The sequence below is a fragment of the Rhodoferax saidenbachensis genome, assembly GCF_031457975.1.
Taxonomy (GTDB): Bacteria; Pseudomonadota; Gammaproteobacteria; order Burkholderiales; family Burkholderiaceae_C; genus Allorhodoferax; species Allorhodoferax saidenbachensis_A.
Genome location: NZ_JAVDXO010000001.1, coordinates 761508 through 783445 on the forward strand (window position 1 = coordinate 761508; position 21938 = coordinate 783445).

The 21938-nt window shown below is 59.7% G+C and carries 23 protein-coding genes; 3 read left to right on the plus strand and 20 right to left on the minus strand.

Translation table 11 applies throughout. The features are described 5' to 3' along the window. Positions 1-211 precede the first annotated feature (211 nt). Positions 212-1033: a posphoenolpyruvate synthetase regulatory kinase/phosphorylase PpsR gene (gene ppsR, locus J2X15_RS03630; protein ID WP_310339542.1), complete on the plus strand. Its 822-nt coding sequence runs from the start codon at positions 212-214 to the stop codon at positions 1031-1033. 68 nt (positions 1034-1101) lie between these two features. Here ppsR and J2X15_RS03635 read toward each other — a convergent pair whose 3' ends face one another. After that, positions 1102-1785, minus strand: a complete 684-nt coding sequence (locus J2X15_RS03635; protein WP_310339544.1) for an ABC transporter ATP-binding protein — start codon at positions 1783-1785, stop codon at positions 1102-1104. On the opposite strand from J2X15_RS03635, the gene J2X15_RS03640 reads away from it, so the two are divergent. Together J2X15_RS03640 and mnmH are read left to right on the plus strand one after the other, a co-directional pair. After that, positions 1784-2440: an arylesterase gene (locus J2X15_RS03640; protein ID WP_310339545.1), complete on the plus strand. Its 657-nt coding sequence runs from the start codon at positions 1784-1786 to the stop codon at positions 2438-2440. The two genes, J2X15_RS03635 and J2X15_RS03640, sit on opposite strands and share 2 nt — an antisense overlap. Before the next feature lie 8 nt (positions 2441-2448). Further along, entirely contained in the window at positions 2449-3504 is a 1056-nt protein-coding gene (gene mnmH / locus J2X15_RS03645; protein WP_310339547.1) for a tRNA 2-selenouridine(34) synthase MnmH, read from the plus strand. Between the two features lie 62 nt (positions 3505-3566). Here mnmH and J2X15_RS03650 read toward each other — a convergent pair whose 3' ends face one another. The 19 genes from J2X15_RS03650 to rlmN all read right to left on the minus strand — a co-directional run bounded on the left by J2X15_RS03650 (position 3567) and on the right by rlmN (position 21938). After that, positions 3567-3749, minus strand: a complete 183-nt coding sequence (locus J2X15_RS03650; RefSeq protein WP_310339548.1) for a hypothetical protein — start codon at positions 3747-3749, stop codon at positions 3567-3569. Between the two features lie 83 nt (positions 3750-3832). Continuing rightward, positions 3833-4666: a DUF2189 domain-containing protein gene (locus tag J2X15_RS03655; RefSeq protein WP_409034241.1), complete on the minus strand. Its 834-nt coding sequence runs from the start codon at positions 4664-4666 to the stop codon at positions 3833-3835. Positions 4667-4737: 71 nt separating this feature from the next. Further along, complete coding sequence (locus J2X15_RS03660; protein WP_310339549.1) at positions 4738-5943, minus strand: PLP-dependent transferase; 1206 nt, start codon at positions 5941-5943, stop codon at positions 4738-4740. Positions 5944-5967: 24 nt separating this feature from the next. Next, entirely contained in the window at positions 5968-6492 is a 525-nt protein-coding gene (locus tag J2X15_RS03665) for a phosphoribosyltransferase (protein WP_310339551.1), read from the minus strand. Between the two features lie 77 nt (positions 6493-6569). Continuing rightward, positions 6570-7946, minus strand: a complete 1377-nt coding sequence (locus J2X15_RS03670; RefSeq protein ID WP_310339552.1) for an adenylosuccinate synthase — start codon at positions 7944-7946, stop codon at positions 6570-6572. Positions 7947-7957: 11 nt separating this feature from the next. After that, complete coding sequence (locus J2X15_RS03675; protein ID WP_310339554.1) at positions 7958-9106, minus strand: ATP phosphoribosyltransferase regulatory subunit; 1149 nt, start codon at positions 9104-9106, stop codon at positions 7958-7960. A gap of 54 nt (positions 9107-9160) precedes the next feature. Further along, entirely contained in the window at positions 9161-9352 is a 192-nt protein-coding gene (locus J2X15_RS03680) for a DUF2065 domain-containing protein (RefSeq protein WP_310339555.1), read from the minus strand. Positions 9353-9355: 3 nt separating this feature from the next. After that, positions 9356-10258 carry a protease modulator HflC gene (gene hflC, locus J2X15_RS03685; protein WP_310339556.1) on the minus strand — a complete coding sequence of 301 codons (903 nt, stop codon included), beginning with the start codon at positions 10256-10258 and terminating at the stop codon, positions 9356-9358. Between the two features lie 9 nt (positions 10259-10267). Further along, the gene (hflK, locus tag J2X15_RS03690; RefSeq protein ID WP_310339557.1) at positions 10268-11644 is read right to left on the minus strand and encodes an FtsH protease activity modulator HflK; all 1377 of its coding nucleotides are present in this window, start codon (positions 11642-11644) and stop codon (positions 10268-10270) included. Positions 11645-11683: 39 nt separating this feature from the next. Next, positions 11684-12856, minus strand: a complete 1173-nt coding sequence (hflX, locus tag J2X15_RS03695; RefSeq protein ID WP_310339558.1) for a GTPase HflX — start codon at positions 12854-12856, stop codon at positions 11684-11686. Positions 12857-12904: 48 nt separating this feature from the next. Further along, a complete protein-coding gene (gene hfq / locus J2X15_RS03700) occupies positions 12905-13153 on the minus strand; it encodes an RNA chaperone Hfq (RefSeq protein WP_409034242.1) in 249 nt (82 codons plus the stop codon). Between the two features lie 117 nt (positions 13154-13270). After that, positions 13271-14608 carry a ribosome biogenesis GTPase Der gene (gene der, locus J2X15_RS03705; RefSeq protein ID WP_310339560.1) on the minus strand — a complete coding sequence of 446 codons (1338 nt, stop codon included), beginning with the start codon at positions 14606-14608 and terminating at the stop codon, positions 13271-13273. Positions 14609-14628: 20 nt separating this feature from the next. Then, positions 14629-15759: an outer membrane protein assembly factor BamB gene (gene bamB / locus J2X15_RS03710; protein WP_310339562.1), complete on the minus strand. Its 1131-nt coding sequence runs from the start codon at positions 15757-15759 to the stop codon at positions 14629-14631. Beyond that, complete coding sequence (locus tag J2X15_RS03715) at positions 15759-16412, minus strand: YfgM family protein (protein WP_310339709.1); 654 nt, start codon at positions 16410-16412, stop codon at positions 15759-15761. Before J2X15_RS03715 ends, bamB begins: the two co-directional genes overlap by 1 nt. 12 nt (positions 16413-16424) lie before the next feature. After that, positions 16425-17750, minus strand: a complete 1326-nt coding sequence (gene hisS / locus J2X15_RS03720) for a histidine--tRNA ligase (RefSeq protein ID WP_310339564.1) — start codon at positions 17748-17750, stop codon at positions 16425-16427. A gap of 11 nt (positions 17751-17761) precedes the next feature. Continuing rightward, complete coding sequence (ispG, locus tag J2X15_RS03725; protein WP_310339566.1) at positions 17762-19030, minus strand: flavodoxin-dependent (E)-4-hydroxy-3-methylbut-2-enyl-diphosphate synthase; 1269 nt, start codon at positions 19028-19030, stop codon at positions 17762-17764. Next, complete coding sequence (locus J2X15_RS03730) at positions 19030-19965, minus strand: helix-turn-helix domain-containing protein (RefSeq protein WP_310339568.1); 936 nt, start codon at positions 19963-19965, stop codon at positions 19030-19032. Before J2X15_RS03730 ends, ispG begins: the two co-directional genes overlap by 1 nt. Next, a complete protein-coding gene (gene pilW / locus J2X15_RS03735; protein WP_310339569.1) occupies positions 19958-20785 on the minus strand; it encodes a type IV pilus biogenesis/stability protein PilW in 828 nt (275 codons plus the stop codon). Before pilW ends, J2X15_RS03730 begins: the two co-directional genes overlap by 8 nt. Then, on the minus strand, positions 20778-21938 hold the full coding sequence (gene rlmN / locus J2X15_RS03740) for a dual-specificity RNA methyltransferase RlmN (RefSeq protein ID WP_310339570.1): 1161 nt from the start codon (positions 21936-21938) through the stop codon (positions 20778-20780). The genes pilW and rlmN overlap by 8 nt, the downstream gene beginning before the upstream one ends.

A 21938-nucleotide genomic window follows, 5' to 3' on the forward strand; every position in this document is an offset into this window, starting at 1 on the left:
AGAAGTTAAAACCTTTACAGGGCCCCGCGGGGAAACCTCACCCGCCTGCCGCCGCGCACGACCGTTCGTTTTCTGTTGTTGCTTTTATGGAATTACGAAGCGGTTACCAAATGCGCTAAATTGTGGTGATTGTAGGTGGCGTGGGCAGTAGGTAAGACTACTGAAAATCCGGGCGCGCTTGCAAATCACTGACACCCTGGACCCACCCACCATGCACCAACGCACCGTATTTTTCATTTCGGACGGCACCGGCATCACCGCCGAGACCTTTGGCAACGCCATCCTGGCCCAGTTCGAGTTAAAGGCCCGCCACGTACGCCTGCCCTTTGTGGACACCGCTGACAAGGCCTACCAGGCTGTGCGCCAGATCAACCACACTGGGGTGGTGGATGGCAACAAACCCATTGTGTTCACCACGCTGGTGAACATGGAGGTGCTCAAGGTCATTCAGGAAGGCTGCCAGGGCATGCTGCTGGACATGTTTGGCATGTTCGTGAACCCGTTGGAAAACGAGCTGCAAATCAAGTCCCACCACCGCATTGGCCGCTTCAGCGACGCCAGCAAAAGCAAGGAGTACCAGGACCGCATCGAGGCGATCAACTTCTCGCTCGCGCACGACGACGGCCAGAGCAACCGTGACCTGGAGCAAAGCGATGTGATTCTGGTGGGCGTGAGCCGCAGTGGCAAAACGCCCACCTCGCTCTACCTGGCCATGCAGTACGGCCTGAAGGCGTCCAACTACCCGCTGATTCCCGAAGACTTTGAGCGCCGCCAGCTGCCCCCGGCCCTGGTGCCGCATAAGGCCAAGATTTTTGGCCTGACGATCCAGCCCGAGCGGCTGAGCGAGATCCGCAACGAGCGGCGCCCCAATTCCAAATACGCGTCCATTGAGAACTGCCGCATGGAAGTGAGCGAGGCCGAGGCCATGATGCGGCGCACCGGCATCCGCTGGCTGTCCACCACCACCAAGTCCATCGAAGAGATCTCCACCACCATCCTGCAAGAGATCCACCCCGAGCGGCTGATGTACTAAACCGCTATGGTTTCAATAGCTGCTCGCACACTATTGACGAGGGCTAGCGGCCCATTTGGCTTAAAAACTCAGGCTGGCAACTCGGCCAGCACCTTGCCCGCCTCAATCGTGATGCGCCGGTCGCAGCGCGCGGCAATGGCACGGTCATGCGTCACCAGCACCAGGGTCGTGCCCTGCTCCCGGTTCAGGTCAAACATCAGCTCCATGATCTTTTCGCCGGTGGCGAAGTCCAGGCTGCCCGTGGGTTCATCGGCCAGCAGCACTGCGGGCTTGACCACAAAGGCACGCGCCAGCGCCACACGTTGCTGCTCGCCACCGCTCAGCACCTTGGGGTAGGAGTTCAGGCGCTGGGCCAGGCCCACGCGGGCCAGCATCTCGGTGGCCGCGCTGCGGGCGTCCTTGCGACCGTCCAGCTCCAGAGGCAGCATCACGTTTTCCAGCGCGGTCAGGTTGCCCAGCAGCTGAAAGCTCTGGAACACAAAGCCAACCTGGCGTGCGCGCAACGCGGCGCGGGCGTCTTCGTCGATAGCAAACAGATCGTGGCCCGCCAGGCGCACCGTGCCGCGGGTGGGCGTGTCCAACCCGGCGATGATGGAGAGCAAAGTACTCTTGCCCGACCCGGATGCTCCGACGATCGCCGCGGTCTCGCGGGCTTTGAGTGCAAAATCAATGTCGCGCAGGATCTCCAGCGTGCCGGTGGAATCGGTCACCGCCTTGAAAACATGCTCAACCGAAATGATGGGATCTGACATGGGACTCTCTGTAGTTCGACGACACTGTAGCGCGCTGCTTATTTTGGCTGTCTTCGCAGGGGCTTGTGCCCTGCCCGCCCAGGCTGCCGCGCCCCAGCCCAGCACCATCGTGGTGGTGGGCGATTCGCTGAGTGCCGAATACGGCCTCAAACGCGGCACCGGCTGGGTAGCCTTGCTGGAAAAACGCCTGGCTCAGGAAAAACCAGACGCCAAGGTGGTCAACGCCAGCATCAGCGGCGACACCACCTCGGGCGGCCGCTCGCGCCTGCCCGCGCTGCTGGCCCAACACCATCCCACGGTGGTGGTGATCGAACTGGGCGGCAACGACGCACTACGCGGCCTGCCCCTGGCCATGACCCAGGACAACCTGCAAGCCATGACCCAGGCCGCCCAAGCTGCTGGCGCCAAGGTGCTGCTGGCCGGCATGCAGGTGCCCCCCAACTATGGGCAGAACTACACCAAGCGCTTCAGCGACACCTTTGCCACCGTGGCCAAGGCTAACAAGGCGGCGCTGGTGCCCTTCTTGCTCAAAGGCATCGCGGATGGGCCCGATGCCACACAGCTGTTCCAGGCCGACCGTATCCACCCCAAGGAAGAGGCGCATCCCACCATCCTCAACACGGTGTGGCCCACGTTGCGCCCCTTGTTGCGCTAAGCCTGCCCATGAGTTTGAAACTGATGGCCGCTGCCCAGGCCCTGGCCCAACTGGACCAGTTTGACGCGGTGATCGACGCGCGTAGCGAAGGCGAGTACGCGCTGGACCACCTGCCGGGCGCGCAGAATTGGCCCACGCTGCACGACGACGAGCGCATCACCATCGGCACCCTGTACAAGCAGGTCAGCCCGTTTGAGGCGCGCAAGCTGGGCGGTGTCGTTGCGGCGCGCAATATCGCCAGCAACATCGAAGCCCACGCACTGGACAAGCCCAAGCACTGGGCACCGCTCACCTACTGCTGGCGCGGCGGCCAGCGCAGCGGCTCGCTGAGCTTGGTAATGGACCAGATTGGCTTCAAGGTCACCCTGGTAGAAGGCGGCTACAAGGCCTTTCGTGCCGCCATGCTGGAAGACATTCCGCTGCAAGCCGAACGCCTGCAGCTGGAGGTGGTGTGCGGCACCACGGGCTGCGGCAAAACGCGCCTGCTGCACGCCCTGGCGGCTGAGGGCGCCCAGGTGCTGGACCTGGAAGGCCTGGCCAACCACCGCAGCTCGCTGCTGGGCGCCGTGCCCGGCCTGCCTCAGCCTACCCAAAAGCGGTTTGACACCCTGGTGTGGGACACGCTGCGCCGATTCGATGCCACGCGCCCCGTGTATGTGGAGAGCGAAAGCAAAAAGATTGGCAACCTGACACTGCCCACGGCTTTGGTGGAACGCATGCATGGCAGCCCCTGCCTGCAGCTGAGCCTGCCCACGGAAGAGCGCATCGCCCTGCTGCTGGAGGACTACCGCCACCTGGTGCAGGACACGGCCTACTTCTGCCACCGGCTGGACGTGATGGCCGAGTTCCGCGGCAAGGCAGTGGTGCAGGGCTGGAAAGACCAGGTGTTGGCTGGCAACTTCCGCCCCGTAGTGCAGGATTTATTGGCGCAGCACTACGACCCGAGCTACCTCAAGTCCATGCAAAACCACTTCCGCCAGTACGGCAACGCGCGCAGCATCACCGCCAGCAACCGCTCCGCCGAGGCGATGCGCCAACTGGCGCAGGCGCTCTTGGCGCCTTAGTAATTTGCGATTAGGGGGGGATGGGGGCGGGCTAGACCAGCTGACCGCTCAATATATGCCGCTCAGGCAGCGTCGCCAGCAGCGGTGCCTTCGGCAGGCGTGCTTGGCTCAGCGTCAGTGTCGTCGTTCTCAGGCGCGTCGCCTGTGAGTTTGCGCTCGGCCTTGCTCTTGAGCTTTTCTTCTTTTTTCTTGCGCTTGGCCAGTTCTTTCTGACGCTTTTCGTAACCGTAATTGGGTGTTGCCAAGTTGTGCTTTCAGTATGTTGGGGGCACTTTACCACCTTGGTGCCCCGTCGCCAGCCTGCACCTGCCGTTTACCGCGCGATTTGTCAGGCTACCGAGGCCTCTTCCGTGGGCTCTGCTTGGGCAGGCCATTGCACCGCACCACGGTACGCGTGCCAGCTGGCGTGCCCCAGCCAAGGCCCAACCACCAGCAAACCCAGGCTCCAAGGCACCAGCATGGCCAGCACCACCAAAGTGGTCAGGATGGCGCCCCAGAGCAGCATCACCGCCGTATTGTGAAACACCACCTCCAGGCTAGTGATGGCGGCCGAGATGGCGTCGGTGCCTTGGTCCAGAATCATGGGGATGGACACCACTGCTGTGGCAAACACCAGCATGGCAAAGGCTCCACCCACCAGCGCATAGGCGACGACAAACTCCCAGTTGTCCGGGTTGAAGATGGCTTGCACCACGCCCGTGGTCGACGGCATGCCGGTGTTGAAAAACACCGCAAACACCACCAGCGAAGCCCTGCCCCACAACAATTCGAGCACCACCAAGACCAGCACCAACAGCCCCATGCTGCCCAGGTGGCGATCCCAGCAGGTGATCGAGGCACCCAGCTCGGGCGCCAAGCCCAACTCGCGGCGGCGGCTGACCTCGTACAAGCCCATGGCCAGAAAGGGCCCCAGCAGCAAGCAGCCAGACGCAATCGACAAGGTGTATTCGGGTTTGGAGTGGAAAACTGCCGTGAGCACCACCGCCATCAGGCAAAACGCTACGCCGTAAAACGCGGCTATCCCGGGGTGGGCCAGCAGGTCGGCAGCGCCCTTGCGCAACCACACCAGGGGCTGCACCCCATTCAAACGGACAATGGTTTTGCGCGGCGCCGTTGTGGGCGGCGGGAAATACGGTTCGGATTCTGGCAAGGGAGTCTGCATAAGTGCCCACAGCCTACCCAGACCATGGGACTTTGCCTACTCAGGAAAACGCGCGGATGCCGCGCAAAACTTCAACGCAGGACCTGCAAGGCCTGTGCGATGTCCGCCTGCAAATCCGCGACATCCTCCAGCCCGATCGAGAAGCGCACAAGAGTACCGGGCAACAAGTGCGCGGGCCAGCCCGAACGCATGGTCTCCAGCTCGTAGGGCACTACCAGGCTGATGGGACCGCCCCAGCTATAGCCCAGGCGGAACAGCTGCAGTGCGTCGCAAAACGCATCCGTTTGCGCCCGGCCGAAGCGGGCATCCAAAATCACGCTGAACAGCCCCGCCGCGCGGCCCTCTGCATCGCTGCACAAGGCTTTCCAATGCGCATGGCCCGGGGATTCTTCGAGCGCGGGGTGCAACACCTGCACAAACTCGGCTTGGGTTTGCGCCCAGGCCGCCAGCTCGCGCGCGGCCACATCGTGGGCACGGTAGCGCAATGCAATGCTGGGCAGAGCGCGCAGCACCAACTCTACATCGTTCATACCCACGCCAATGCCAAAGCGCATGTGGGTCAGCTTGAGCTTGAGGTGCAGACCGGCATCTCGTGTAATCACGCTGCCCATGAGCACATCGCCACCGCCGCTGGGGTACTTGGTCAGCGCGTGGGCGGAGATATCCACTCCCACCGCCGGGCTGGCGCCAGGCACCAGGTCAAACGGTGCAAACGCCAGGCCGGCACCCCAGGTGTTGTCCAATGCCGTCAGCACCTTGCGGCGCTGGCAGATGCGCACCATCTCCACCAGATCGGGAAACTCCAGCGAAACCGAACCCGCGGCCTCCAGCCAGACCAGCTTGGTGCGGCTGGAGATTTGGGCCTCCAGGTCCTCGGGGTCCATGGGGTTGTAGTACTGGTGGGTGATACCCCAGCCCAGCAACTCGCCTTCGACAAGGGATTTGTTGGGGCCGTAGGCGTTGTCCGGCAGCAGCACCTCGTCACCACTCTTGAGCAACGACAACGCCACCAGGCCCAATGCGGCGAGCCCGCTGGGCACCAACAGGCACTGCTCGCCGCCCTCCAGCGTGGCCAGGCGCTCTTCCAGCGCGTAGCTGGTGGGCGTGCCATGCAGGCCGTAGGTGTAGGCGGTTTTGTCCTTCCACTCGCGGCTGCGCATGGCTGCTACGGTGGGGAAGAAGACGGTGGATGCCTTGAAGACGCCTAGTTGTGGCGCCTCGAAGCCCGCCGGTGGCACGTAGGCGTGGTGAATCAGGTCAGTGATGCGTTCGCTCATGCAGTCCGCGTTGCGCCTAGGGCGTCAAACGCTCCATTTTTGGATGAGCTGCTGCGGGCGCAGCGAGTCATAGCCTTCAAAGGGCTGGTGGATCCAGGGGTTGGTAGGCAGGAACTCGACCGAGTAATCGGGCGTGAAAGTGCTCAGGGCCTTGGTCCAGATCACCGCGCTGCGCAGCTCGCTAATGGGCTTGTAGTTGTTCTTGAGCTGGTGGATCACCGCATTCAGCGTGTGGCCCGAATCAGCGAGGTCATCGACCAGCAGGACGCGGCCGGCGATCTCGCCCTTGGGCGTGGTGATGAAGCGCGCGATGTCCAGGTTGCCCTGCTGCGTGCCGGCCTCGGCGCGGTAAGAGCTGGTGGACATGATGGCCAGAGGCTTGTCAAACACACGCGACAAAATGTCGCCGGGGCGCATGCCACCACGGGCCAGGCACAGGATGGTGTCGAACTCCCAACCTGACTGGAAGATCTTGATCGCCAGTTTTTCAATCAGGTTGTGGTACTCGTCGTAGCTCACATACAAGTGCTTGCCGTCTTCTGTCAACATCAGAATGCTCCTAAATTAGTAGCTGCTTGCGCAATATTCACGGGGGCTAGAGGGCTATTTGATTCAGAAATCGGAGATCACTCGGCCAGGTAGGGATGCTTCATCATGATGGTGTGGTCCCGATCCGGGCTGGTGGACACCATGTGGATGGGCACGCCCGTCACTTGTTCGATGCGCTGCAGGTACAGGCGCGCGGCCACGGGCAGCTTGTCGTACTGCGTCACACCCACGGTGCTGTCAGACCAGCCCTCCATGGTTTCATAAATCGGCTTGCAGCGCGAAATATCGTCCGCGCCCATGGGCAGGATGTCCACCACTTCACCGTCCAGTTCGTAGCCGGTGCACAGCAACAATTCTTTCAGACCATCCAGCACGTCCAGTTTGGTGATGCACAGGCCGGACAAACCGTTGACCTGGGCAGAGCGCTTAAGCAACGCGGCGTCAAACCAGCCGCAGCGGCGCGAGCGGCCGGTGGTCACGCCCTTTTCGGCGCCCACGGTGCTCATGTGGTAACCGGGTGTCCCCTCCACTTCCCAATCCAGTTCAGTCGGGAACGGGCCGCCACCCACGCGGGTGCAGTAGGCCTTGGTAATGCCCAGGATGTAGTGCAGCATGCCCGGGCCAACACCCGACCCCGCCGCGGCATTGCCAGCCACACAGTTGCTCGACGTCACATAGGGGTAGGTGCCGTGGTCCACGTCCAGCAGCGTGCCCTGGGCGCCTTCAAACAGCAGGTTGGCACCGTGGAGGTTGGCTTCGTTCAGCTCGCGCGACACATCGGCCATCATGGGCTTGAGCAGCTCGGCGTGGCGCATGGCTTCGGCGTACACGGGCTCAAACAACACTTTGCCATCGGCCATGTAGGGCGTCAGCGTGGGGCCGAAGTCAAACGCGGCGGAGCCCAGGTAGCTGGTCAGCACGTGGTTGTGCAGGTCCAGCAGCTCGCGCAGCTTGGTGGCAAAACGTTCTGGGTATTTCAGGTCCTGCACGCGCAACGCGCGGCGCGCAATCTTGTCTTCGTAGGCGGGACCAATGCCACGACCGGTGGTACCGATCTTTGCGTTGCCGCCCTTCTCACGTGCGGCTTCACGGGCCACATCCAGCGCCGCGTGGAACGGCAAAATCAGCGGGCACGCTTCGCTGATGCGCAGGCGCGAGCGCAGTTCCACACCCACTTTTTCCAGGCCTTCAATTTCTTCAAACAACTTGGCGGCAGACAGCACCACACCGTTGCCGATGTAGCACTTCACGCCGGGGCGCATGATGCCGCTGGGAATCAGGTGCAAGGCGGTTTTGACGCCATTGATAACCAAGGTGTGGCCCGCGTTATGGCCGCCCTGGAAGCGCACCACGCCTTGCGCGCTTTCGGTGAGCCAATCGACCAGCTTGCCCTTGCCCTCGTCGCCCCACTGGGTGCCCACGACCACTACATTTCGACCTTTGGTTGTATTCATTTCGCTCTGCTTTAAATTGCTGTTACGACCCACTGACCGGCGGCTTGCACCAATTCGCGGTCGCACTGAAACTCATCGACTTCACTCTCATGCCCTGGCAGCACACACACCACCGTCTCGCCCTGCTGACGCAGCTGGGCAATGGCGGTACGCAACGCGGCAGCTTCGCCCCAAGGCGCGCGGATGGCCGCACGCAAGGGGCGCACGGCTGCGGCGCCGACCAGCACTTTCACGTCCAAGCTGAACCCCACGGCCGGGCGCTTACGGCCAAACACCGAACCCACCTCGTCATAGCGGCCACCGCGCGCCAGCGCATCGCTGGCACCGGCGGCATACACGGAAAAACGCACACCGGTGTAATAGGCATAGCCACGCAGGTCCGCCAAGTCAAACGACACGCGCACGCCTTCCAAATGACTGGCCAGCCATTTCAAATGGTCCAACGCTTCATGGATAGCCGGCAAAGGGGGCAAGACCTTGCGGGCGTGCTCCAGCACCTGTGCACCACCGTAGAGATCGACCAGCGCCAAAAGGCCTTGGGCGATGGCTGTGGGGCAACTCTTCACCAGCAGGGCCAGCTCGCTGCTGTCCTTGGCGGCCAAGGCGGCGTGCACCATTACTTGCTGCGCGGCATCCAGGCCCGATGGGGCCAACAGGGCTGCCACGATGCGTGCATCGGCCATGTCCACCGTGAGCGCGCCCACTTGGGCGGTCTTGAGGGCATCCAAAGCCAACGTCAGAATTTCAAGATCCGCTTCCAGGCCAGAGTGGCCATAGATTTCGGCACCAAACTGCAGGGGTTCACGCGTGGCGTGTGGCACTGCGGGACGGGTATGCAATACCGGGCCGCAGTAGCACAGACGGGTCACGCCTTGGCGATTTAGCAAATGGGCGTCGATGCGAGCCGCCTGGGGCGTGCTGTCAGCTCGAAGCCCCATGGTGCGGCCTGAGAGTTGGTCCACCAACTTAAAGGTTTGCAGGTCCAGCGCCTCACCCGTGCCCGACAACAGGGACTCTAGGTGCTCCAGCATAGGGGGCATGACCAACTCGTAGCCATAGCAGCGCGCCATGTCCAGCAGGTCTCGACGTATTTCTTCGATGTGGCGCGCTTCAGACGGCAGCACATCGGCAATGTGATCCGGCAGGACCCAAGCAGACATGGAATTGGAGGGGGCTGTTAAAACAGCGATTTTACCGGGCTTGAGGCCCCGTTTTCAGGGCGTGAGCCACCAAATCGTGATCAAACCGGCCAAGATGCTGAGCAAACCGAAGAATCGGATCTGCCCATCCTGCAGTTGCAACAGCTGCGCAAACATGCGGCGCCACCCGGTGGGCGATACAAAAGGGAACAAGCCCTCAATCACCAGCACCAGGGCTAGCGCCAACCACAGCGAATCTGCGCTCAAGGTCTACTTCTTGGCTGCAGCCGTTGCGCCGCCGCCATTGCGAAATACCTTGAAGAATTCGGAAGAACTGGGGTCCAGCACCATCACATCACTCTTGTTGGCAAAGCTGGTCTTGTAGGCTTCCAGACTGCGGTAGAACTGCGCAAACTGCGGGTCTTTGCCAAAGGCCTCGGCGTAAATACGCGCGGCCTCGGCATCGCCTTCGCCCTTGATCTTTTGGGCTTCACGGTAGGCATTGGCAATGGCAATCTCGCGCTGGCGATCGGCATCGGCGCGAATTTTTTCACCCTCGGCCGCGCCGGTGGAGCGCAGTTCGTTGGCCACGCGCTTGCGCTCGGCCTCCATGCGGCGATAGACCGACTCGGTGATGGCTTCCACGTAGTCCACGCGGGTGATGCGCACATCCACCACATCCACGCCCCAAGGCTTGGCACCGCGCACCTTGTCAAGTACCTCTGCTTTCACGTCAGCCATCAGTGCTTCACGCTTCAGCGACAGCAATTCTTTCACAGTGCGCTTGTTGATTTCTTCCTGGAAGGCATTGCGCACCACACGATTGAGTTGGCTGGCGCCAGCGCTCTCGTTCAGACCTACATTGCGGATGTATTCGGTAGGTTCACTGATACGCCAACGCACATACCAGTCGATTACCACGCGTTGCTTTTCTGCGGTGAGCATGGGCTCAGCATCAGTGCTGTCCAGCGTCAGCAGGCGCTTGTCAATGTAGGAGACATTCTGGAACGGTGGCGGCAGTTTGAAGTTCAGGCCTGGTTCCGTGATGACTTCCTTGATTTGGCCTAATGCATAGACCACGCCAAACTGGCGCTGGTCCACCACAAACAGCGTAGAGCTGGCCAGCGCCAGCACCACCAGCAACGAAGAAAAGATAAGTCCGATCCGGTTCATGGTCAGTTCCTAGCGCGAATCGCGGTCACGGGTGCGCGAAGCATCCCGGCTGCGCGCATCGTTGTTCAAAATGGTCACCGCTGGGGCGGTAGCAGGAGCGGTCGTGGTCGCGGTAGCTCCAGCATCCACCGCGGGCGCTTGAGTCCCATTCATCTGCAGCACCTTGTCCAATGGCAAATACAGCATGTTGCCCCCCTGGCGGGACTCGACCAGCACCTTGGTCACGTTGCCGTAGATCTGCTGCATGGTGTCCAGGTACATGCGATCACGCGTCACCTGTGGTGCCTTCTGGTATTCGGTGTACACCGAACGGAAGCGCTGCGCATCACCCTGAGCTTGGGCCACCACACGGGCCTTGTAGGCATCGGCCTCTTCCTTGAGGCGCGATGCAGAACCCACGGCACGGGGCACCACGTCATTGGCATAGGCCTGGGCTTCATTCTTGGAACGCTCGCGTTCCTGACCTGCCTTGAGGACATCGTCAAACGAAGCTTGTACCTGCTCGGGCGGACGCACACCACCCTGCTGCAAGTTGATGCCAACTACTTCCACACCGACCTTGTAGCGATCCAGAATAGTCTGCATCAGGGCGCGTACACGCGGCGCAATCTGGTCACGCTCCTCGGAAAGGGCTGCGTCCATCTTCATCTTGCCCAACACTTCACGCACCGCGGTTTCCGCGGCCTGCACAACAGCCTCATCGGGCTTCTTGCTTTCAAACAAAAAGGCTCGGGCATCGCTCAGGCGGTATTGCACCGCAAACTTGATGTCCAGAATGTTTTCGTCTTCGGTCAGCATGGCGGATTCTTTGAGGCCGGTGGCCTTCAAGACCACATCACGGCCCACATCCACCGAACGGATTTGGCTCACAAACACCAATTCATGCTTCTCAATCGGGTACGGCAGGCGCCAGTTAAAGCCAGCGTTGACCGTAGACTTGTACTTGCCAAACTGGGTGATCACCGCCTGTTGGCCTTCTTGTACGATGAAAAAGCCGGTGCCCAGCCAGATCAGCAACAGCACCCCCACGATGAGGCCAATGCCAATCCCCGCACTCTTCATGTCGGGCTGAAATCCGCCGCCATTGCCACCGTTGCCCGTACCTTGGGGCTTGGAGCCGCCACCGAACAAGCTACCGAGCTTGCGGTTGAAGTCGCGCCACAATTCGTCCAAATCTGGTGGGCCTGATTGGGCCGCTCCACGGTGACCTGATTGCGGTCCCGTGCTGGGCTTGCTGGTTTCAGGGGGTGATACTGGTGGCTCCGCACCCTCGCCCTCTGGTTGCTTATCTTCTCCACGGCCCCAGCGCGAATCGTTGAGGTTGAACATATGGCGCATCCACTGCGGGCAACGAAGCCCCTGGAGGGAAAGCGTAGGAATTTTCATGGTTTTGTCTCGCATACAACTGCTGACGATTGTGCCTAACTAATCACCGTCCCCAGACGGATCAGGGGCATACGCTGGCGAAAGGTCTGCCTCCATTGGCAACGCAGCCATTTGCGCTAAGCGTTGACGCAACACAGGCATGCCCTTGTTATCCCGCGCACTGACAAACACCCGCGGGGTTTGCACGCCATTGACCTCGTATTCATCTTCCAAGCGCAAGGGTTGGTGCTCCGCATCCAGGGCATCGATCTTGTTGAAGACAAGTAGCTGGGGAATGTGGTCTGCACCAATCTCCGCAAGCACAGCCTGCACCTGGGCAATCTGCTCCGGGAAATTAGGATTGGATGCGTCTACCACGTGCAACAGCAAATCGGCGTCAATCGCCTCTTGCAGCGTGGCCTGGAAGGCATCGACCAAGCCGTGCGGCAAATCACGAATAAACCCCACCGTATCAGACAGAGAGACCGAGCGCTGCGCGTCACCCAGGTAGAGCTGGCGCGTGGTGGTGTCCAGTGTGGCAAACAGCTGATCTGCCGCGTAGGCACGCGCTTTGACCAGCGCGTTGAACAACGTCGATTTACCCGCGTTGGTATAACCAATCAGGGAGATATTGAAGGCATCTCTTCGCTCACGCTGCCTGCGCTGGGTTTGGCGCTGGCGTTTGACCTTGGTCAAACGTTCTTTGGTGCGTTTGATCGTTTCGCTGATCATGCGGCGATCCAGCTCAATTTGCTTTTCACCGGGACCACCACGCACCCCGGCACCACCCGTTTGGCGCTCCAAGTGAGACCAGCGGCGGACCAGACGTGTGCTGAGGTATTGCAGGCGCGCCAGCTCCACCTGCAATTTACCTTCATGGCTGCGCGCACGCTGGGCGAATATCTCCAGAATCAGAAAGGTGCGATCATTGACTGGCAGCTCGAGGTGGCGTTCCAGATTGCGCTGCTGGCCAGGGCTGAGCGACTGGTCAAACAGGATTTCCTGGGCACCCAGTTGCTGGGCCAACATCTTGATTTCATCGGCTTTTCCGGAACCGACGAACAACGCCGCGTCGGGTGCCCGGCGCTTGCAGGTAATGCGCGCCACAGGGCTCAGCCCGGCGGTTTGTGCCAGCAGGCCCAGTTCTTCGAGTTCACCGTCGAAATTGGGAACACCCAAGTCCACCCCAACCAAGATGGTGGGGGCGATGGGTAAATCAGTGCGATTGGTCAAAAGCGGATCTGGCCGATCAAACAGCTACGGGCCACCAGGCCCGCAGAATTAGGCTGCGCCAGCGTCGTCTGCCGTGGCCGCAGCAAGATTCACTGCGCGGCCTGGAACGATGGTAGAGATGGCGTGCTTGTAGACCATTTGTGTCACCGTGTTGCGCAGCAACACGACGTACTGGTCGAACGATTCAATCTGTCCCTGAAGTTTGATGCCGTTCACCAAGTAAATGGAGACCGGCACGTGTTCCCGACGCAAGGCGTTGAGGAACGGGTCTTGTAGGAGCTGACCTTTGTTGTTCACGATATTCTCCGTGTTCAAAAAATGAAGAGGACTCGACCATACCACAGCATTGGACATGCGCTGAGCGCAACCGTGGTAACCCGGGGGGCAAAAGGCTACTTGTCCACCTAATGGGCGCTAGTCTTTGTCCGCGTAAGGGTTCTCCGAGGATTTCATCTGGATTTTGAGGGGCGTGCCCACCAAATCGAACTCCTTTCGGAAGCGCCCTTCCAGGAAACGTTTGTAGGCCTCGGTCACATGCTCCAGCGAATTGCCATGCACCACGATGATCGGCGGATTCATACCGCCCTGGTGGGCATAACGCAGTTTCGGGCGGTAAACCCCTGTTTTCTTGGGCGTCTGGAACTGTACGGCCTCCAGCAACAAACGGGTCAACACTGGGGTTGGCATTTTGCAATTGGCCGAACGGTGCGCTTGTGCAATGGAATCCCACACTGGGCCCAGACCCTGGCGTTTGTGGGCAGAAATCATGTGCAAGGCAGCGAACTTGAGAAAGCCCAAGCGGGTTTCGATGGAGCGCTTGACCAACTCGCGCTGGTATTCGTCGACCGCATCCCATTTGTTGATCGCCACCACCACGGCCCGACCCGACTCCAGGATGTAGCCTGCAATGTGCGCATCCTGATCCGTCACACCTTGGATCGCATCGATCAAGAGCAAGACCACGCTCGCCGACTCGATGGCTTGCAGAGTTTTGACGACAGAGAATTTTTCAATCGCCTCAAACACCTTGCCTTTGCGGCGCAAACCTGCCGTGTCAATCAATTCAAAGCGCTGCCCGTTGCGTTCAAAAGGCACCGAAATCGCATCCCGCGTAGTGCCGGGCATGTCAAACGCCACCAGACGCTCTTCACCCAGCCAGGTGTTGATCAGGGTGGATTTGCCCACATTGGGGCGCCCTGCTACGGCGAGCTTGATAACGGCGGGATCAGCCTCTTCCGCAGCATCCTCAGGCACCGTCCAATTCAGAAGCGCCAACGCCATGTCGACCAAGGAACGAATGCCTTGCCCATGGGCTGCGGAGACCGGAAACACTTCGCCCAGACCCAGCTCAAAGAACTCGGACAGCTGTGCGCCATCCTTCATGCCTTCGGCCTTGTTGGCAATTACCAGACAAGGCTTGCCTAGCTTACGCAGGTATTTGCCAATATCGTAGTCTTGGGCGGATACCCCACCTCTGGCGTCCACCACAAACACCACGACATCCGCTTCAGCAACTGCCTGGCGGGTCTGCTTGGCCATTTCCTTGTAGATGCCAGAACTGGCATCCGGCTCGAAGCCCCCAGTATCAATAACGATGTATTCGTGCTTGCCCTGCTTGCCGTTGCCGTAATGGCGGTCGCGTGTCAACCCCGCAAAATCGGCCACGATAGCGTCCCGGGTTTTGGTAAGCCGATTGAACAACGTGGATTTGCCGACGTTCGGACGACCGACCAGCGCGATAACAGGTTTCATGGAAGGTGCCCTTTTTTTAATTATTCAGGGCGGTACGCAAAAACGCCGCCTTTTTGCGTTACGGCAATCAGTGTTTTTCCAACCAGCGCGGGCGAGGCCATGATGGGCGAACCATCGGTGCTCAGGCGGTTCAGAGGAGCCGCATCCTGGCGTGCCAAGAAATGCAGCAAGCCCAAACTATCCCCCACCACAATGCTTTGGCCCAGCAGCACGGGCGCGGTCAGACCGCGCCAACGCAAGCTGTCAGAAGACCAGAGGCGCTCGCCATCGGCACGCCGCCAAGCCAGCACTTTGCCATCGTTCTCGGAGCCGACCAGAACACTGTCGTCGCCGCCCAAGCCGGTGCTGCCAACCGCCGATTTGGTCCACGCCACTTTGCCTGTTGCGGCGTCCACGCAGCCGACCACGGACTGAAAAGCCCGCACACACACGCTGTTGCCCACACGGCTTACACCGGCAGAGAGATCCACCAGCCGCTCAACCTCGTTGGTTCCGCGGCTCACAGCCACAGGCGCCTCCCAGCGCACGCTACCTGATTGGGGGTTCATGCCCACCAAGCGACCACCAATGCCTACCACCAAGGTGTCGCCAACCGGTATCAGCACCCCCGCTTGCCCAAGCACCAATGCGTCAGAACCGCGCTGCTGCTGCCACAGCTTGCGACCAGTAGCTGCATCAAAAGCGGTAATAGTGCGGTCGGCAGAGAGTGAAAACACACGCTCGCCAGCGACCAGAGGGGTGGTCAATGCTGCGGCCCCTAAACGTTGGCGCCAAATGATCTGCCCGGCTTCTAGAGCAATCAATTCACCCTGGTCTGTCACCACGGCAGCGTAGTGACCGTCACTGCCTACGCCCGTCACCACCGATGCGGCCAATTCTGCTTGCCACACCTGCGCCCCGGTTTCACCATTCAACGCCACCACACGACCACTGGAAGATGCAAGAAACAGCGTGTTGCCAACCACCCGTAACTCTGTAGGTGCATTGATGGCGCCAATATTGGCAGCCCAAGCAGGCTTGACGCCCAGCAAAGCGGCATTGGGCCCTAACTCAGCGGGCACAGGCTTGGAAGGCCCCGCGCAACCGGACAGCACCATAAACAGTGCCCCCAATAGAACGGCGATCCAGCGGGTCACGACAGGCCGTGACATCAGGTTGCGTCACCCGCGGTGGCACCCAACGCATTCAACTTGACCAATACCATGCGGCGGTATTCAGACTGGGCATCAAAGCCCAGATAGGCCTTTTGGTACAAGGCGATTGCCTCCGTATTTTTACCCTGGGCTGCCAGAACATCGCCCCTGCGATCGGCCACCAACGACGCAAACTCGGCTGGGAACGTGCCCTCCAACAGTTTGAGCGCTTCGTCATAAGCTTTGGCCTCCAGGCGCATGCCAGCCAAGCGCAACTTCGCAATGGCGGCGTACCCCTCGTCGGCCTTGCTCTCCGCCACCCATCCCAGCACGTTCTGTGCAACTTCAGGCTTGCTCGACAGATACGCCATCTTGGCAACCAGCAAACCTGCCTGCGGTGTATAGACTGCAGAACCAAAGCGCTGCTTCATGTCATCAAAAGCTCGCTCGGCTTGGGCTACATCGCCACTGCGCACGACCTTCTCAACTTCATCAAACATCGCGGCCGCTTGGGTCGCCTGCTTTTGCTGCCAGTACTGATAACCGTTCCATGCGGCCAAAGCACCCAACACCAGTATCAAAACACCGGTGATGAGGTTGCCATACTGTTTCCAGAAATGTTTGAGCTGGTCAAGCTGCTCTTGTTCTTCAAGGTCTAAGTGGTTTGCCATATCAATCTTCAATTAAGCGGGGGATTGTAGGCTTTTGGCCCATTGTTCAATTTGGTCAAGCGGCTGGATGACTTGTGTTTGGGTTGCATCACGCAGGGGCTTGATGGTCACCTGGCCTTGGCGCATTTCATCGGCACCAAACACCAAAGCGAAGCGGGCGCCAGAGGTATCCGCACGCTTGAACTGCGATTTGAAACTAGCCATGCCCTCGGGACCGGCGGTGTGCATTTGCACCGATACTCCCAGCGACCGTAGCGCCTGCAGGTGACGCATGACCTGCGGAAGGTCAGTAACTTCGGAAATGATGGCATACGCATCCGGCACGCATGTAGATACGGCAGTGCCCTGTTCTTTCAGCAATTCGAGCACGCGCTCAATGCCCAGGGCCCAGCCCACGGCCGGCGCGGCCTTGCCGCCAATCTGGACGATTAGATCGTCGTAGCGGCCACCAGCACACACCGTGCCCTGAGAGCCCAAGCGGTCAGTAACGAATTCAAAGACCGTCAAGTTGTAGTAGTCAAGGCCCCGCACTAGGCGCGGGTTGATGGTGTAAGTGACATCGTTCGCATCGAGGATAGCCTTCAGACCTTCAAAATGCGCCAGCGACTCAGCGCCGAGAAAATCCAGCAAGCGCGGTGCCGCCGCGACCATCTCCTGCATGGCGGGGTTCTTGGTGTCAAGGATGCGCAACGGGTTGCTGTGCAGCCGACGCCTAGCATCTTCGTCCAGCAGGTCGGCATGTTTCTCAAAATATGCAATGAGTTGTGCCCGATGTTGTGCCCGCTCTGCGGGTTGGCCCAAACTATTGAGTTCCAGCCGCACGTCGGTCAGACCGATAGCCTTCCATAGCGAAGTGGCCAGCAAGATCACCTCGGCATCGGTGTCCGGACCGGCAAAGCCCAGAGCTTCGACACCTACCTGGTGGAACTGGCGATAGCGCCCGCGTTGCGGCTTTTCGCGGCGGAACATTGGGCCCATGTAAAACAGACGCTTGCCGCCATCGTAGAGCAAGTTACTCTCGATCACGGCACGCACCACAGCCGCAGTTCCTTCGGGACGCATGCTCAGGTGCTCAGCCTGTCCGTGCTTGTCGGAGCGGTCTTCAAAGGAATACATTTCCTTCTCAACGATGTCAGTGACTTCGCCGATGCCACGCACAAAAAGCGCAGTCTGCTCAAGGATAGGGGTGCGAATATTGCGGTAGGCGTAACGCGACATCAATTCGCGCACCGTGGCCTCAAGCGCCTCCCAACGCGCAGAATCCGGAGGCAGAATGTCATTCATGCCCTTCACACCAACGAGTTTCTCCACCTTGCGTGGAACGATCTTGTCAACCATAAGTTTTTGAATCAGGAATTGGATTCTGCGGACGCAAAACGCCGCTGAATGTAATCTTCAACCACCGCTTGAAATTCGGTGGCAATCGCATCGCCGCGCAAAGTCATGCGTTTTTCGCCATCAATGTACACAGGAGCAGATGGCGCTTCACCCGTACCGGGCAGGCTGATGCCAATGTCCGCATGCTTGCTCTCGCCAGGTCCATTGACAATGCAGCCCATGACGGCCACCTTCAAGTGTTCAACGCCCGGGTAGGCGGAACGCCAGATTGGCATCTTCTCCCGCAGGAAATCATCAATCTGCTTGGTCAACTCTTGAAACGTCGTGCTGGTAGTGCGGCCACATCCAGGGCAGGCAGTCACACTGGGAACGAACGTGCGCAGCCCCAAAGCCTGGATGATTTCCGAGGCGATAACGACCTCCTGGGTACGGGCTTCGCCAGGCGCAGGCGTCAGAGAAACACGAATAGTGTCGCCAATGCCCTCCTGCAGCAACACAGACAGTGCCGCAGCTGAGGCCACGGTGCCTTTTGTTCCCATTCCTGCTTCAGTCAAACCCAAATGCAAAGCGTAGCGCGAGCGGCGTCCCAGCTCGCGGTAGACCGCAATCAGATCTTGCACACCACTGACCTTGCACGAAAGCATGATCTGCTCGGGCCGCATGCCCAGCTCCTGCGCGCGCTGCGCAGACTCCAATGCCGACGTGATCAAGGCCTCGTACATCACCTGCTTGGCATCCCATGGAGTTGCACGGGCGGCGTTCTCGTCCATCAAGGACGCCAGCAACTCCTGGTCAAGACTGCCCCAGTTGACGCCAATACGAATAGGTTTATCCCAACGGACCGCGGCTTCGATCATTTGGGAAAATTGCTTGTCCCGCTTATCACCCTTACCTACGTTGCCAGGGTTGATACGGTATTTGGACAGCGCCTGGGCACACTCTGGAAAATCCGTAAGCAGGCGATGTCCGTTGAAGTGAAAATCCCCAATCAGGGGGACATCAATTCCCATGCGATCCAACTGCTCGCGAATATAGGGCACGGCTTGCGCTGCTTCCGGCGTATTGACGGTAATACGAACCAGCTCCGAACCCGCATTGGCCAACTCTTTGACCTGGATCGCTGTACCAATGGCATCCACGGTGTCGGTGTTGGTCATGGACTGGACGCGCACCGGTGCACCACCACCCACCGTAACAACGCGGCTTCCCCAGGTCACTACGGACTGCAAGGAGCGTCGCTGGCTAGGCACTGCCAGCGCAATCGGAGAATTCGCTTCCACTACTTCACCTCAAATCGAGCAACGTTGTCGCGAGCAATGGCAGCTACATTGAAGGCCTTGCCGCGCACTTCTACATCGGTCAGGTCGGCACGACCGACCACCACCGTCAAGGGACTCACGCCCGTGGCCTTGACCACCTCCCCTTGGGCCAGCATTCTGCGCACCTGTACGCTGCCCTTGGCATCGGTAACCTCTACCCACGAAGGCCCCCGCACACGAAATACCACCATGTCTGTCGGTGAGACGACTACCGTCTCTGCCACAGGGGTGGGTGCAACAACTGCCGACACCACAGTAGCAGCCGTTGGGGCTGGTGTCTGCGCGGGAGTACCGGTTTGCACTGCTTCTGCCGCCACAGGCACAGCGGGCGCATTCACTGCGACTGCAGGAGCTGTCATATCAGAAGGTGCAATAGCCTCAGCTTGCGGGTTTTTGACCGGTTCGGCACCAACGGCATCCGACGCAGCAGTCGTTACCTTCTCAATCTGAAACTCAGGAACCATCACGACCACCACGGCGGCCACCAGCAAGGCCACGACCACCAGCGCGGCGGGACGCTTGAGAAAAGACGGCAACGATATAGCGCTGGTATCTCCGGATGCCCGAAATGGCGCATTGATGCCCCGCTCCCCCGTATCCAGACGGGGGATACCGTTCTGTGGCAACTTAGCCAACACAGGAACCGCGTCAATCTTCAGGCTGCGACACACGCTAGAGGCCAAGGCCCGCACAAAGACAGCATCTGGCAAGAGGTCCAGGCGATCTGACTCCAGTGCCTCCAGCTTCTTGACAGGCACTTTCATTGACACGGCCAAGGCCGCGACATGCAAACCCGCAGACTCTCTCGCAGCGCGCAGCATGGCACCTGCGGTCAAGACAGGAGAAACAGTCGGCGCTTGCGCATCTGCAACATCCGCCATAGGTGTATCACTCATCGAATGCTCCGCGCTCCAGCAAGGTTGTCTCTTTGGACTGAGGGAAACGTTTCTTCAACTGCCCGGACAACTGCGACACAGCCTCGCGATTGTCCAAGCGACGCTCGATCTTGATGCCCAGCCACAGCGACTCGGCATTGGCGTAATCACCATTATTGATACGACGGACATAAAACTGCGCGCGCACATACTCCCCACGCTGAAACAGCAGCAGTGCCAAGTTGTAGCCCGTAACAGGGCTCGCAGCATCCAGCTCATACGAACGGATCAAGCTGTTCTCTGCCTCACTGCGCTGCCCGGCTTTAGCCTGGCAAACGCCCAGTGCCATCCACGATTTCGCACGATCAGTGTAGGTAGGGTCTGCAATTGCATTGCCGAATTGTTTGTATGACTCTGCCATACGGCCCTGCTGGCACAGCAACCAGCCATAGTTGTGCTGCACCGTGCCCGCTTGAGGATTGATCTGCAGCGCCCGCTTAAAGCTTTCTTCAGCCAAGCCCATATCATTGAGCCGCAAGTAGATCAAGCCACGCAGGTTGTGCGCTTCGAAAAGACTCGGATCGGCAGCGATGGACTGCTTCAGCTCATCCAAAGCGATGTTGGTCTGCCCGTTGTTGTAATAACCCGCCGCAAGCTCCAGACGAATACGCGCACGCTTACGAGCCGCGGATTCGTCCGAGTCCGTCACGAGATCGGCATTGCCCGATGGACCGGCGGTGTTCGCGGCACAGCCCACCAATCCAGAAACCACATGCAAAGCCAGCGCGGACCAAAGCAATCCGCGTATGCACTTCCCAACCAGACCAGCAAGCTTAGGCATCCAAATCCCTTTTCGTTTCGACGGAGGCAATCTCCAAAACAGGATGCAGCATAACGGTTCGTTGCTTGGAAATTCGCTTAGCGACATCCGTTCTATCTTTAACGTCACCAGCAAGCTGGCCGCATGCGGCATCAATGTCGTCTCCACGGGTCTTGCGCACCGTGGTCACGATGCCCGCGTCGCTAAGGATCTTGGAAAATGTCTGAACGCGTGCGTTAGGAGATCGGGTCAACCCTGAGGCCGGAAAGGGATTAAAAGGAATTAAATTGAACTTGCATGGCAAGGCTTGAGGCTTGCCGGGCTGCACCAAGGCAATCAATTCACGGGCATGTTCAGGCGTGTCATTCACGCCATCCAGCATGCAGTATTCGAAAGTAATGAAGTCACGCGGCGCGAAGGCCAAATAACGCCTGCAAGCGTCCAGCAACTCTGCAATGGGGTACTTCTTGTTCAGCGGAACCAAGCTATCACGTAGTGCGTCGTTGGGCGCATGCAGGGACACCGCCAAAGCCACCGGGCACTCCGCGCCTAAACGGTCCATCATCGGAACCACGCCCGAGGTAGACACCGTTACGCGGCGGCGCGACAGGCCATAAGCATGGTCACTGAGCATTGTGCGCAAAGCAGGGACCAGGGCAGAGAAGTTCTGTAGCGGCTCGCCCATGCCCATCATCACGACATTCGAAATGACCCGCTGGGTGACACCCAAATGCTTGCGCAGAAAATGCTCGGCGAACCACAGCTGCGCAACGATCTCCGCTGTTGTGAGGTTGCGACTGAAACCCTGATGGCCCGTAGAACAAAATCGGCATCCCACGGCGCATCCGGCCTGGGATGAAATGCACAAAGTGCCTCGGTCATCCTCGGGAATGAAGACCGCTTCAACGGCATCGCCCTGCCCTACGTCGAACAACCACTTGATTGTGCCGTCAGCGGACATGTGCTGCGTGATCACGGGCAAGGCCCGCATTTCGGCGCAGGTCTTGAGCTTTTCCCGGAGCGACTTGGCCAAGTCACTCATGGTGTCGAAATCAGCCGCCCCTCTTTGGTGAATCCAACGGAACAGCTGGGTGGCCCGGAAACGCTTTTCCCCGAGCCGCTCACAAAAGGCGGCCAAGCCCTCGAGATCAAATTCGAGCAGGTTGGCCGTCAT

Excerpts from the sequence above, each read along its gene's own strand:
- J2X15_RS03730 (WP_310339568.1), bottom strand. The coding sequence starts at position 19,965 with ATGAGTGATACACCTATGGCGGATGTTGCAGATGCGCAAGCGCCGACT.
- J2X15_RS03670 (WP_310339552.1), bottom strand. The coding sequence starts at position 7,946 with ATGAATACAACCAAAGGTCGAAATGTAGTGGTCGTGGGCACCCAGTGG.
- hisS (WP_310339564.1), bottom strand. The coding sequence starts at position 17,750 with ATGGTTGACAAGATCGTTCCACGCAAGGTGGAGAAACTCGTTGGTGTG.
- J2X15_RS03665 (WP_310339551.1), bottom strand. The coding sequence starts at position 6,492 with ATGTTGACAGAAGACGGCAAGCACTTGTATGTGAGCTACGACGAGTAC.
- mnmH (WP_310339547.1), top strand. The coding sequence starts at position 2,449 with ATGAGTTTGAAACTGATGGCCGCTGCCCAGGCCCTGGCCCAACTGGAC.
- J2X15_RS03715 (WP_310339709.1), bottom strand. The coding sequence starts at position 16,412 with ATGGCAAACCACTTAGACCTTGAAGAACAAGAGCAGCTTGACCAGCTC.
- hflK (WP_310339557.1), bottom strand. The coding sequence starts at position 11,644 with ATGAAAATTCCTACGCTTTCCCTCCAGGGGCTTCGTTGCCCGCAGTGG.
- hflC (WP_310339556.1), bottom strand. The coding sequence starts at position 10,258 with ATGAACCGGATCGGACTTATCTTTTCTTCGTTGCTGGTGGTGCTGGCG.
- der (WP_310339560.1), bottom strand. The coding sequence starts at position 14,608 with ATGAAACCTGTTATCGCGCTGGTCGGTCGTCCGAACGTCGGCAAATCC.
- J2X15_RS03655 (WP_409034241.1), bottom strand. The coding sequence starts at position 4,666 with ATGCAGACTCCCTTGCCAGAATCCGAACCGTATTTCCCGCCGCCCACA.
- J2X15_RS03675 (WP_310339554.1), bottom strand. The coding sequence starts at position 9,106 with ATGTCTGCTTGGGTCCTGCCGGATCACATTGCCGATGTGCTGCCGTCT.
- bamB (WP_310339562.1), bottom strand. The coding sequence starts at position 15,759 with ATGTCACGGCCTGTCGTGACCCGCTGGATCGCCGTTCTATTGGGGGCA.
- rlmN (WP_310339570.1), bottom strand. The coding sequence starts at position 21,938 with ATGACGGCCAACCTGCTCGAATTTGATCTCGAGGGCTTGGCCGCCTTT.
- J2X15_RS03635 (WP_310339544.1), bottom strand. The coding sequence starts at position 1,785 with ATGTCAGATCCCATCATTTCGGTTGAGCATGTTTTCAAGGCGGTGACC.
- J2X15_RS03640 (WP_310339545.1), top strand. The coding sequence starts at position 1,784 with ATGGGACTCTCTGTAGTTCGACGACACTGTAGCGCGCTGCTTATTTTG.
- ppsR (WP_310339542.1), top strand. The coding sequence starts at position 212 with ATGCACCAACGCACCGTATTTTTCATTTCGGACGGCACCGGCATCACC.
- J2X15_RS03660 (WP_310339549.1), bottom strand. The coding sequence starts at position 5,943 with ATGAGCGAACGCATCACTGACCTGATTCACCACGCCTACGTGCCACCG.
- pilW (WP_310339569.1), bottom strand. The coding sequence starts at position 20,785 with ATGCCTAAGCTTGCTGGTCTGGTTGGGAAGTGCATACGCGGATTGCTT.